Source organism: Sulfitobacter sp. AS59, from assembly GCF_038899995.1.
In the GTDB taxonomy this organism is placed as follows: Bacteria; Pseudomonadota; Alphaproteobacteria; order Rhodobacterales; family Rhodobacteraceae; genus Sulfitobacter.
Genome location: NZ_JBBMQK010000002.1, coordinates 175,490 through 187,289, shown reverse-complemented (window position 1 = coordinate 187,289; position 11,800 = coordinate 175,490). Strand labels below are relative to the sequence as shown.

At 58.4% G+C, this 11,800-nt stretch carries 10 protein-coding genes; 7 read left to right on the top strand and 3 right to left on the bottom strand.

The genetic code is table 11. From position 1 onward, the window contains the following. Positions 1 to 396, bottom strand: a complete 396-nt coding sequence (locus WNY39_RS05155) for a hypothetical protein (protein ID WP_342844608.1) — start codon at positions 394 to 396, stop codon at positions 1 to 3. Positions 397 to 435: 39 nt separating this feature from the next. After that, positions 436 to 1,443, bottom strand: a complete 1,008-nt coding sequence (locus WNY39_RS05150) for an alkane 1-monooxygenase (protein ID WP_342844607.1) — start codon at positions 1,441 to 1,443, stop codon at positions 436 to 438. A 173-nt stretch (positions 1,444 to 1,616) separates the two neighbouring features. Here WNY39_RS05150 and WNY39_RS05145 point away from each other — a divergent pair, with 173 nt between their 5' ends. From WNY39_RS05145 to WNY39_RS05120, 6 genes are all read left to right on the top strand, one after another. Further along, entirely contained in the window at positions 1,617 to 3,329 is a 1,713-nt protein-coding gene (locus WNY39_RS05145) for an NAD(P)H-dependent oxidoreductase subunit E (protein ID WP_342844606.1), read from the top strand. Between the two features lie 256 nt (positions 3,330 to 3,585). Continuing rightward, entirely contained in the window at positions 3,586 to 4,395 is an 810-nt protein-coding gene (locus WNY39_RS05140) for a transporter substrate-binding domain-containing protein (RefSeq protein ID WP_342844605.1), read from the top strand. Then, entirely contained in the window at positions 4,392 to 6,632 is a 2,241-nt protein-coding gene (locus WNY39_RS05135) for an ATP-binding protein (protein ID WP_342844604.1), read from the top strand. The genes WNY39_RS05140 and WNY39_RS05135 overlap by 4 nt, the downstream gene beginning before the upstream one ends. Before the next feature lie 162 nt (positions 6,633 to 6,794). Next, the gene (gene ftsY, locus WNY39_RS05130) at positions 6,795 to 8,006 is read left to right on the top strand and encodes a signal recognition particle-docking protein FtsY (protein WP_342844603.1); all 1,212 of its coding nucleotides are present in this window, start codon (positions 6,795 to 6,797) and stop codon (positions 8,004 to 8,006) included. A gap of 25 nt (positions 8,007 to 8,031) precedes the next feature. Next, positions 8,032 to 8,934: a DMT family transporter gene (locus WNY39_RS05125; protein ID WP_341234484.1), complete on the top strand. Its 903-nt coding sequence runs from the start codon at positions 8,032 to 8,034 to the stop codon at positions 8,932 to 8,934. A 12-nt stretch (positions 8,935 to 8,946) separates the two neighbouring features. Continuing rightward, complete coding sequence (locus WNY39_RS05120; protein ID WP_342844602.1) at positions 8,947 to 9,552, top strand: inner membrane-spanning protein YciB; 606 nt, start codon at positions 8,947 to 8,949, stop codon at positions 9,550 to 9,552. Between the two features lie 22 nt (positions 9,553 to 9,574). On the opposite strand, the gene WNY39_RS05115 is transcribed toward WNY39_RS05120, so the two are convergent. After that, positions 9,575 to 10,279, bottom strand: a complete 705-nt coding sequence (locus WNY39_RS05115) for a glutathione S-transferase N-terminal domain-containing protein (protein ID WP_342844601.1) — start codon at positions 10,277 to 10,279, stop codon at positions 9,575 to 9,577. Between the two features lie 273 nt (positions 10,280 to 10,552). On the opposite strand from WNY39_RS05115, the gene WNY39_RS05110 reads away from it, so the two are divergent. After that, a complete protein-coding gene (locus WNY39_RS05110; protein WP_342844600.1) occupies positions 10,553 to 11,737 on the top strand; it encodes an aminotransferase class V-fold PLP-dependent enzyme in 1,185 nt (394 codons plus the stop codon). Positions 11,738 to 11,800: the final 63 nt, after the last annotated feature.

Genomic DNA, 11,800 nt, shown 5'->3' with positions numbered 1-11,800 from the left:
CTAAACGCCAATTCTGGGGCCGAGGCACAGCAGCTTTTCATCGATATCTTCGGCCTCGTATAGCTCGGTCGTGGCGGGGTCATTCTCGAACCGAGCGATCAGGCCTTGCGCGGATTTCTCGAACGTCCAGCATTGCGGATCGGGGTTGTCGTCATAGGTGAAACAAATCTGGCCATTGTCCTCGAACCAGGACCCGGGCTTGCATTCGCCATCCAGAAACGACCATTCAACGCGGCGGTTGCTGAGGTAGCGTTCAGCGCCATAGGCCTGACCATTGCTGTTGTAAAACAATGTTTTACCACGGGTATACTCATCAAATTCCTGTGCTGTCATCGCGGTTTGCGCCGCCAACGGGGTGGTGATGAGCAAGGCAATGAACGTCAGGACATGTTTCATAAGGCAAGCTTGCCAGAAACCATGCGGCTGATCCAGCGGTTACGCGGTTTGTTGCCAGCGGGCGACGCGGCGGTCCATGACGCGCCGCCAGATCGGCGGCACCAGCGCCAGCGCGGCCATCACCGGCAAGGATCGCGGTAAAATTGGCATGGTGTCCGGGGTGACTTCAAGCGCGGGAAAGGCGCGGGCCGGGCGCATGTGATGGTCGGAATGGCGCGGCGCGTTCAGCATCATCGCGGACGAATACCATTGCGGCGCGTTCCAGCTGTGCTGCGGGCCAACGGGTTCCATACGGCCATCTGCACGGGGTTTTCTGCGCAACCCATAATGCTGCACATAGTCGGACAGCAGCAATTGCATCTGCGCATAGGCTGCGAGGGCCAGCATTTGCACCACACCGCCCCAGCCCGCGATGATCGCGGCAACGCCAAGCGTCAGCGCGGCCCCTGAAACATAGCCCACATAGGGATGCGACCAGATCGGCAGCGCTGCGCTGCGCGCGCGATGCTTGGTTTCCGCGTGCAGGCCCGACGTGAATTCGCCCCGCAGCGCGCGCAGCGCAAAGGCATAGAACCCTTCGCCCAACCGGGCCGAGTTCGGATCGGCATCCGTGGCGACGTGAATGTGATGCACCCGCAGGTGCGCGGAGACGTGATGCCCGTATAGCAGCGAACAATAGATCGCCGTGCCGATGCGCCGCGTCCAGCGATTGCTGGTGTGGATCAGCTCATGCGCGTTGGAGTTTGAGACCTGCCCGAAGTACATGCCCAAACCTAGGAAGATCAGTACCTTATCCGATGCGCCTAAATCATTGCCCGCCAACGCCCACACCCCCAAGGGCAACAGCACAAAATGCGCGGCGGCCAAGGTCAGGCTGATGCCGCGCCCGGTTGTGTCACGCGCTGGTATCTGCCGCGTGATGCGGTCCAGCGTAAACACCAGCAGCGTGATCGACAGCAACGCGGTCAGCGGCCAGACCCCGCCAAAAAGGCAGGCCAACGCCAAAAGCACGGCGGGGGTCAGGCTGGCGATGGCGTACCAAATCATCAGGGCGGCTCCCTTTGTGGGTTACAAGTTTCTTATAAGCGAAATGCGGGCGCGCAAAAGGGTGCAACCCGTCACAAGCACCGCGCAAAGTATTAGGGAAGGGTCGTTTTTTGATTATGAGGGGCGGTGCAAGTTTGCTAGCTTAGCCGGAACATCAAGGTGAGGGGGCCGATATGGCATTGGATGAACACAAAAAATCCGGAGGCAAAGGCCCCGAAAAAGGCGTGTGGAAGTCCGGCAAAGGCAAGGGGCGCACCCACACCAAGGGCCGCCAGTTGGATGACACGGCTTGGGAGGAAGTTCGCGCGCTGTTGGGGGAAAAGCCCCGCCGCGCCGATCTGCTGATCGAGCATCTGCACCTGATCCAAGACGCATATGGCCACCTGTCTGCCGCCCACCTGCGCGCCTTGGCCGAAGAGACGCGGATGAGCATGGCCGAAGTGTACGAGGTCGCGACATTCTATGCGCATTTCGATGTGGTGAAAGAGGGCGAGACACCGCCGCCCGCGCTGACCATCCGCATCTGCGATTCACTGGCCTGCGAAATGGCGGGCGCGCAAGCGTTGAAGGCGGCGCTTGAGGATGGCTTGGATGCCGCCGAGGTGCGCGTTGTGCGCGCGCCCTGCATGGGCCGCTGCGATACGGCACCCGCGCTTGAGATCGGCCATAACTTTGTCGACAACGCGACCTTGGAAAAGGTCGAAGCGGTGATTGATGCGGGTGACACCCATGTGCATCTGCCTGATTACGAAGTGTTTTCCGATTATGTAGAGGCTGGCGGGTATGAGGCCCTCAAGACCCTGCGCAAAAGTGGAGATTGGGAAGCCGTGCAAGAGCAATTGCTTGAGGCCGGCGTGCGTGGTCTGGGCGGGGCGGGTTTCCCGTCGGGCAAGAAATGGGGGTTTGTGCGGGCAAATCCGGGCCCACGTTATATGGCCGTGAACGGCGACGAGGGCGAGCCGGGCACGTTCAAGGACCGCTGGTATCTGGAACGCGTGCCGCATCAATTCCTTGAGGGTATGCTGATCGCCGCATGGGCGGTCGAGGCGGAAAAGGTGTTCTTGTACATGCGCGATGAATATCCGCAGGTGCTGGCGCTTTTACGGATAGAAATCGAGGCGCTCGAAGACGCGGGACTGGTCGAACCGGGGTATATCGATCTGCGGCGCGGGGCCGGGGCCTATATCTGCGGCGAAGAATCCGCGATGATCGAAAGCATCGAGGGCAAGCGGGGCATGCCGCGTCACCGCCCGCCTTATGTGGCGCAGGTCGGCATCTTTGGCCGTCCGACATTGGTACATAACATTGAGACATTGCACTGGGTCACGCGGGTGTGCCGCGAGGGGCCGCAAGTGATGAACAGCACGGAAAAGAATGGCCGCAAGGGGCTGCGCAGTTTCTCGGTTTCGGGGCGCGTGGCGAAACCAGGCATGTATGTCATGCCAGCAGGGTCCACCATCACCGACATCATCCGGGTCGCAGGGGGCATGGCCGTCGGCCATGTGTTCAAGGCCTATCAACCGGGCGGACCGTCATCAGGTTTGTTGCCCGCATCAATGGCCGATATCGCGATGGATTTTGATGTTTTGCAAGAACACGGATCATTCATCGGATCGGCGGCGGTTGTGGTGTTGTCTGAACATGACAGCGCCAAAGCGGCGGCACTGAATATGCTGCGGTTTTTTGAGGATGAAAGCTGTGGTCAGTGCACGCCTTGCCGCGTGGGCTGTGAAAAGGCGGTCAAGCTGATGCAAGCGGACCGCTGGGATCAACCGCTGCTTGAGGAACTGTCGCAAGCCATGGTCGATGCGTCGATCTGCGGGTTGGGGCAGGCTGCACCCAATCCGATCCGGCTGGTGATGAAGCATTTCCCCGACGAGGTATAGCATCTTAAACCGCGCCGAACATGGCCGCGACGGATGAGAGGAAAGGCTCATTCAGCGGGTCTGCACATATGGCGTGCCTGGTGTCAGCGGAACGACAGGAATGGTCGCAACTGCACAAGATTTGCCTGTTCTTTGCTAGAGGATGACCATTCGTCGCAGAAAGTTGCATTTTGAAGGTCTTTGGGGCAGTTTGACGCTGAAACTTGCCTCGAATACGTCTCTTTGGCGAGAGTTACTTTGCGGAGATGTCGTAATAATGGTGACCCCCTTGCGCATGGCCACATCCTACCTGCGCGCTGACATGGGGGCAGGGTCAATTGCGGCGCTGTCGTTTTGCGCGCGTGCCATTGCTCTTGCGCTGTGTTGCGCGGTTTGGCTTGCGGTGCCAGCAGCGCAGGCATCTGACCGGCATCTAAACCTTGCCGCAGCGCCATATCCGCCCCTGACCACCGTCGCGAAAGACGGATATCTGGACCGTATCGTGCAAGAGGCCTTTGCCCGCGCGGGTATTGGGCTGACCTATCAGGCCACGTCCCCCGCGCGCGGATTAATGGGCAGCCTTACCGGCGAATTTGACGGCTACTTTGCCACGCCAGAGCTGGACGTTCCTATACTGGCCCCCTTGGTGCGTGTCCCCGAGCGGATTTATACCGGCAAGGCGGGCGGCGTGTATCTGCGCGACGACATCATGATGATGAACAAGGAATACCTAAAGTCGTACCGCGTTGGTTATGTCGAAGGCTGGAAACAGGCCGAGGATGATTTGCATGACGTTCCAGATACTTACGCGGCCGACAGCTCGGGCCGGTTGATGGACATGCTGATAAAGGGCCGCATTGATGTGGCTTATATGTATTTTTTGCAGGCACGGTATCAGGCCCAACAACATGAGGTTACGGGTCTCAAATTCTCGGAACATACCTTTGATACGGATTTGTTTATCCATCTAAGCGCAGAGCACGCTGATCTGGCGCTTGATCTGGCGACGGCGATCCGGCTGATGAAGGCGGACGGAACACTGGAAAATATTTTGGCCCCGGCAATGATGAAGTGGGGCCCGAAATGAAACTGCGCAGTTTTACAACGGGCATCAGGCGCGAAATCTGGCGGGCGATACTTGGCCCGATGCTGGGCCTGCTTATGGTGGCCTGCCTGCTGCCATCGCTGATCTATTTCAGTATCGCCGAGGCGCGGCTGAAAGAGCGGGTTGATAATCTGGCCAATGCCACCTTGGCCACAATGCAAGACCACGTCTGGCAATACGACCTTGAGGACGCGCAGCAGTTGCTGGACAGCTATGTGAAATTTGGGGCCGTCACAGGTGCCAAAGTGTCAGATGGCAAGTTTATCGATCTGACGGCGGGCACTTTGGGCGATAATGTGGCTGGGTATGTCCTTGAACTGCCGCTTTATGGGGGCGGGGAATCGGGCGATGTCGAAATTGGTACCTTGCGCCTCGAAGTCTCTAAATCCGAGATTTGGGAATTCATTTTGGTGCGCATCGCGGCCACCATTCTGACCTCGGCCATTTTTGTGTTTTTCACGGCATTTCTGACGTTGCGATTGCTGGATCGAACCCTGTTGCAGCCCGTGCTGACCATCTCGAACACGCTCAAGGACCATTCGGGGGATTGGGGCGCGCTTAACATCGACTTGAACGATGGGCCGTCGCCACGCGGGCGGGACGAACTGACCGGACTTGTGGATGCGATCCATGGGATGCGCGACCAAATTTTATCCTCTCAAGAGGTGCTTGAGGCGTCGATGACCAAGCTGACCCATGTGGCGCTGTTTGCGCGGCTTGGCTATGCGACCCTTGATGCCACGCTGGACAGGTTTATCGAATGCGATCCGGCGTTTGCCAGTGCCTTTAAAATGACGGTCCAAGAGGTTCTGGACGTGGATGTACGGGGCGAATTTCTGGGCGCATTCCTGCGGGATGAAGACCCTGACAGATTGGAGGCCATCCGCGCACTTCTTCACAAGGGTAAGATGTCCGAAGGGGTGCTGAAATTCACGTTGAAGAACGACGAAATACGGTATTTCCGGCATATTGTACGGCCCTTTATTGATCAGGTGACCGGTAACTCCGTGCTTGAGATTATTATTCTGGACGTGACCGAGCAAAAGATCGTCGAAGAACAGTTGCTTCAGGCGCAAAAGCTGGATGCGATTGGCATGCTGACGGGCGGGGTTGCGCATGATTTCAACAACTTGCTGGCCATTATTTCGGGCAATATTGAACTGACGCTTTTGGCGCTAGACAGCCCGCAAGAGCGCGAATTCCTAGAAGTGGCGCTATCGGCGGTGGGCAGTGGCGCGACATTGACCCAGCAATTGCTGTCATTCGCGCGCAAGCAACCGCTGTCGCCAACGCATTTTGATGCGGCTGAATTGATGCGGGATTCCAGCGCGCTGCTGGGGTCGTCCGTGGGCGAAGCAATTGATCTGGAAATTGTCGCGGATGACGACCTCTGGGGCACCTTTGCGGATCCGGAAAAGCTGAAGACGACGCTTTTGAATTTGGTGGTTAACAGCCGGGATGCGATGCCGGACGGGGGGCTGCTGACGATTGAGATCACCAATTGCAAACTGGACGAGGATTACGCCGCCAGCCATGTTGATGTGGTCCCCGGCGAATATGTGCGCATTTCGGTGAACGATACCGGCTGCGGCATGTCCGAAGAGACGATCCAACATGCGATTGAACCGTTTTTCACGACCAAAGGGGTTGGCAAGGGAACCGGGCTTGGCCTGCCGATGGCCTTTGGGTTTGCGAAACAGTCGGGCGGCCATCTTGAGGTGTATTCCGAATTGGGAATTGGCACCTCGGTCAAGCTTTACCTGCCGCGTTCAGGCGAAGAAAACGCAACACTGGATGACCGCGACCGGAGCAAACAGCGCCCGGATTTTACCGGGATGGCGGTGTTTTTGATCGAAGACAACAAAGATTTGCGCGCCATGTTCAAAACCATGCTCGTGTCGATGGGCTGCGTTGTCCATGACGCCGAGGATGGGCCAGAGGCGTTGAGAATGGCGGAAACGCTTGCTGATGTTGATCTGATCCTAAGCGACGTGATCCTGCCGCGCGGCATGGACGGTAACGAAGTGGTCAAACGCCTAAGCCCGCTGTACCCAAAGGCGGCCGTGATCTTTATGTCGGGCTTTAGCGAAAATTCGATTATTCAGAACGGGCGCTTGGACCCCAAGGTGACCTTGCTGCAAAAACCGTTTGGTGCGGATGATCTGGTGAAGGCGATTGTTTCGGCGCGGGGCATCAAACGTAAATCGTCCAAAGAATAAGCCCTAAGCCCTATCAGAAACGGCGGAAATACCATGTCCGGATGCCTGTTCGATTGGGGCACTGGGGCGTAGAAATGGGCAATTCGGGCGGGTGCCCTTCCCTCTGGCCATATGAGCCTATAGATCATAGCAAACGCCTGACACTTTTCGCGGAGACGACGCTTGGCCTTTTTCAAGAAACTGAAAAGCAAACTGTTCAAATCATCGTCAAAGATCGACGAAGGCCTTGAGGCCATCGTTGAGGAAGGCGGCGCTGTTGACGCAGCCGAAACGATTGACGAGCTGCCCGTAGATCAGGTGATGGACACGCCAGACATCGCGGTTGAGGCATTGCCGGAGGCCGTCGATGATGAACCCGCGCCGCTGCCCGCCGATGTTCCGGCGGAGGAGGCACCAACACCCGAACCCGTGCCTCTTCGTGAAACCATCCAGCCAGCGGTCACGGATTTGCAATCGCCCGCGCCAGCCCAGCCTGAGGCCCCAAAACCCAGCTTGATGGGCCGTTTGATGGGGCGCAGCGCGGCCGCGCCAGTCGTGCGCCGCGTGCTGGATGACGAGATGCTCGAACAGCTCGAAGAGCTGCTGATCTCGACCGATATGGGCGTTGATACGGCGCTGCGCGTCACGGCAAACATGGCCGAAGGGCGCTTTGGCAAACGCTTGTCGGTTGAGGAAATCAAACGGCTGTTGGCGGCCGAGGTCGCGCGGATCATGGACCCGATTGCCAAGCCCTTGCCGCTTTATGCCAAGACCCCACAAGTGGTTCTGGTTGTGGGTGTGAACGGGTCCGGCAAAACCACTACGATTGGCAAGCTGGCCAGCCAGTTCAAGGCGGCGGGCAAGAACGTTGTGATTGCGGCGGGCGATACATTCCGCGCTGCTGCTGTTGAACAATTGCAGGTCTGGGGCGACCGCGCAGGCGTGCCTGTGCTGACCGCAGCCCAAGGGTCGGACCCGGCCAGCCTTGCCTTTGATGCCATGGGCCAAGCCGAACGCGATGGCGCTGATCTGCTGCTGATCGACACGGCGGGGCGGCTGCAAAACCGCGGCGACCTGATGGAGGAGTTGGCCAAGATCGTGCGCGTGATCCGCAAGAAAGACCCGTCAGCCCCGCATAACACGCTGTTGGTGCTGGACGCGACGACGGGCCAAAATGCGCTAAATCAGGTTAAGGTGTTTCAAGAGATTTCGGATGTCTCCGGCCTTGTGATGACCAAGTTGGACGGCACAGCCAAGGGTGGTGTTCTGGTGGCGCTGGCCGATAAATTCGGCCTGCCGATCCATGCGATTGGTGTGGGCGAACAGATCGATGATCTACAGCCGTTTGACCCGCAGGAATTCGCGGATGCGTTGATGGGGCTGGACCCTCAGTGAATACTCTCAAGCGGGGCACATGCCCGTGACCGAATGGCTTGCCCAGATCGAAGGCACACCGACGGGGCATCAGGTGGCCCTAATGCTGGCGTTGCTGGCGGCATTTTTGCATGCGGTTTTCGGCGCTTTGCAAAAGGGGCGGCATGACCCGTGGCTGACGCGCGGCGCGATTGATTTTTCCTATGGTATGATGGCGGCCCCCTTTGCGCTGTTTGTCGTGCCTTGGCCCGAACCGCATATGTGGGTGATCTTTGCCGGCGCGTTTGCGATCCATGTCGTCTACAAAGTGTTGCAGGCTTGGGCCTATACCAAGGGGGCCTATACGGTCGTATATCCGGTGGTGCGTGGCACCGGGCCGCTGTTCACGGTGATCGGTGCCTATCTGATTTTCAATGAAAGCTTTACCCTAGTGCAGTGGATGGGCGTGGGGGTGCTGATGGCAGGCATCTTCGGGCTGGCGCTGTATAATATGATCTATCTGGTGTCCGAACGGGACACGTTGAACGTGGCGCTGGCATTGGCGGTTCTGACCGGACTGTTCGTGGCGCTATATACGACCTTTGACGCCTACGGCATTCGCGCGACGCAAAGCCCGTTCACCTTTTTGGCGTGGTTTTTCATGATCGACGGGCTGGTGATGCCTGTTATCGCATGGCGGCGCTATGTGACCATGCCGAACCCGCCCGCGCTTGGCCCGCTGATGACACGCGGTGTTGCGGGTGGATTTGTGGCGTTCTTTAGCTTTGGATCGATCATGCTGGCGACGCGGCTGGACAAGGTCGGCGAGGCCGCAGTGCTGCGCGAAACCTCGACCGTGTTTGCGGCCGTCATCGGTTGGTTGGTCCTGAAAGAAACTGTAGGCCCGCGCCGTGTGGCGCTGATGGCATTGATCGCGGCAGGTGCTGTGATCGTCGAAATGGGCGGATAATTGGAGAGTAAGATGACCGAGAAACGCCAGATTAACCCGCTGCTGAAATCGGCCCTAGAGTTCGGGCCCGTGCTGATCTTTTTCGTGGCCTATCTACGCTATAAGGATGATGTGTTCACGGTCTGGGGCACGGAATACAGCGGCTTTATCCTGATTACGGCGGCCTTTGTTCCGCTGCTGATCGCCGCCACGGGCGCGCTTTGGGCGCTGACGGGCAAAATCAGCCGGATGCAGGTGGCCACAGTGATTTTGGTCACTTTGTTTGGCGGGCTGTCGGTCTGGCTGAATGACGAGCGGTTTTTCAAGATGAAACCAACCGCGATCTACCTGCTGTTCGGCGGTTTGCTGGCCATTGGTCTGGCGCGCGGGCAATCCTATCTGAAATACGTGATGGAAGAAATGATGCCCCTGCAAGACGCCGGCTGGATGATCCTGACCAAGCGGTTGATGTTCTGCTTTTTCGGGCTGGCGCTGGCCAATGAAGTAATCTGGCGTTTTGCCAGCACCGAAACATGGGTTTACTTCAAGACCTTTGGCCTGACGGCGGCGGTGTTTGCGTTTTTCATGGCGCAGGGCAAGTTGTTTCAAACCTACAGCATCGAACAAGACGAAACCTGACGCGCGCCCGCCACGGCTGGCATCATTTGGTTTTGAACAAGGTCGATTGCGCGTCTTTGTCGGCGCGGAAATCGGCACGCTTTTCTGCATATAGCGCACGACCTGCCTGCACGCCCTTGCGCGCGCCCACGAGGTCCAGCCAGCGGGCCATGTGGGGTTTGTCGTCCAACGTTTGCTGCTGACCTTCCCACAGGGACGCCCAGCCCCAGATGGCGAAATCCGCGATCGAGATGAAATCGCCTGCGACAAATTCATTGTTGGCAAGCTGCCGGTCCAACACGCCATAAAGGCGCGCCGTTTCGCTGCGATAGCGGTCTTTCGCATAGGGCAGATCGTTGGGCGGATCCATATGTGGGGCGTATTTCAGGAAATGATGCGCTTGCCCCGCCATCGGCCCCAGCCCGCCCATTTGCCACATCAGCCATTCCTCGACCGCGACTTTTTCACGTTCGGTCGTGCCGCCGAACTGACCTGTCTTGCGGGCAAGGTATTGCAGGATCGCACCGGATTCAAAAATCGAGATGGGCGCACCATCCGGTCCATCAGGATCGACAATCGCGGGCATCCGGTTGTTGGGCGCGATCTTTAGAAACTCCGGCGCGAATTGATCGCCGGAACCGATGTTGATCAGATGAGTGGCATAGGGCAGGGCCATTTCCTCGAGCGCGATGGATATCTTCCAGCCGTTCGGCGTGGGCCAGTAATACAGATCAATCGGTGCGGACATGGCATAGGTACCTTTTGGATGCAGTGTTGGCCCCATACTGCCGGTTTCGGTGGCACCCGCAAGGGAAAGCGCGGCCTGCTATAACGCAGGCTGTTGACGTGGCGCGCGCACAGGCGTAGCAGATGTCGCGTGGCGATTTGTTACCGGATTGCGGGCCACGGGCAGGGCGACTTGCTGAAATACCGCTAAAAGGTCAGGATGAAAGCCCCCTTTCGCTTGACCGCGTCTGGGGTTTTTTTATGCCCGCACTGTCGGGCCGGAAGGATGATAAAGATGAGCAACGATTGGAAGCCACGCACCAAGGCCATTCACATGGGCACCCGCCGCAGCCAGTATAACGAACTGTCCGAAGCGATGTTTCTGACCCAAGGGTTCGTCTACGAGAGTGCCGAACAGGCCGAGGCACGGTTCCAATCGCTGGGCGATGATGAATTTATTTATGCGCGCTACGGCAACCCCACCGTGCGGATGTTCGAAGACCGTATTGCCGGCATGCTGGGATACGAGGATTGCTTTGCCTGCACATCCGGGATGGCGGCGGTTAACGGGGCGCTGACGGCGTTGCTGAAGGCAGGTGATCACGTGGTTGCTGCCCGCGCGCTGTTCGGCTCGTGCTTGTACGTGCTCGAAGACATCCTTGCGCGGTTCGGGGTTGAAATCACATTGGTTGACGGCACCGACAATGCAGAATGGGATGCAGCAATCCGGCCCGACACGCGGCTGGTGTTCTTCGAGAGCATCTCGAATCCGACCTTGGAAGTCGTGGACATGCGCCATGTGGTGGCCAAGGCCCATGCCGTTGGCGCGTTGGTGCTGGCCGATGATGCGATGGCCACGCCGGTCTATTCCTATGCGCGGGAATGTGGGGCTGACATCGCGATCATTTCGACCACGAAACACGTGGACGGGCAGGGTCGCCTGCTGGGTGGTGCGATCTGCGGGACCAAAGACCTGATCCGCGGCCCGATTGAGGCCTATATGAAGCACACCGGCGGCGCGATGAACCCCTTCACCGCCTGGACCCATCTGAAAGCGCTTGAAACCATCGACCTGCGCGTGCGGGCGCAATCTGATGCGGCGCTGAAACTGGCGAATGCGCTCGACGGCCATCCACGCCTGCACGCCGTGCGCTATCCTACACACCCATCGCACCCGCAGCACGCCCTTGCCTTGGCGCAAGCGCCGTCTGGCGGCACCGTTTTCGCGATCGAGGTGAAGGGCGGCAAAGACGCCTGTTTCAAGTTCCTGAACGCGCTGGAACTGGTCACCATTTCCAATAACTTTGCCGATGCGAAATCGATCGCGACGCACCCGGCCACGACGACGCACCAGCGGTTGCCGCAAGACCAAAAAGACGTGTTGGGCATTACCGATGGCCTAGTGCGCATGTCAGCGGGGCTTGAGGACGTGGATGATCTGATCGCGGATATCAAACAGGCATTGGACCGCTCGGCGTAAAATTCGGATGCGGCTGCGCACTATTGTCAGCAGTTTCATGGAAACGGTGCGGTGATTGCCCTA

What these genes read in the sequence shown, in the direction of transcription:
- WNY39_RS05140 (WP_342844605.1), top strand. Translation starts at nt 3,586, where the DNA reads ATGGTGACCCCCTTGCGCATGGCCACATCCTACCTGCGCGCTGACATG.
- WNY39_RS05120 (WP_342844602.1), top strand. Translation starts at nt 8,947, where the DNA reads ATGACCGAGAAACGCCAGATTAACCCGCTGCTGAAATCGGCCCTAGAG.
- WNY39_RS05135 (WP_342844604.1), top strand. Translation starts at nt 4,392, where the DNA reads ATGAAACTGCGCAGTTTTACAACGGGCATCAGGCGCGAAATCTGGCGG.
- WNY39_RS05155 (WP_342844608.1), bottom strand. Translation starts at nt 396, where the DNA reads ATGAAACATGTCCTGACGTTCATTGCCTTGCTCATCACCACCCCGTTG.
- WNY39_RS05150 (WP_342844607.1), bottom strand. Translation starts at nt 1,443, where the DNA reads ATGATTTGGTACGCCATCGCCAGCCTGACCCCCGCCGTGCTTTTGGCG.
- WNY39_RS05115 (WP_342844601.1), bottom strand. Translation starts at nt 10,279, where the DNA reads ATGTCCGCACCGATTGATCTGTATTACTGGCCCACGCCGAACGGCTGG.
- WNY39_RS05145 (WP_342844606.1), top strand. Translation starts at nt 1,617, where the DNA reads ATGGCATTGGATGAACACAAAAAATCCGGAGGCAAAGGCCCCGAAAAA.
- WNY39_RS05110 (WP_342844600.1), top strand. Translation starts at nt 10,553, where the DNA reads ATGAGCAACGATTGGAAGCCACGCACCAAGGCCATTCACATGGGCACC.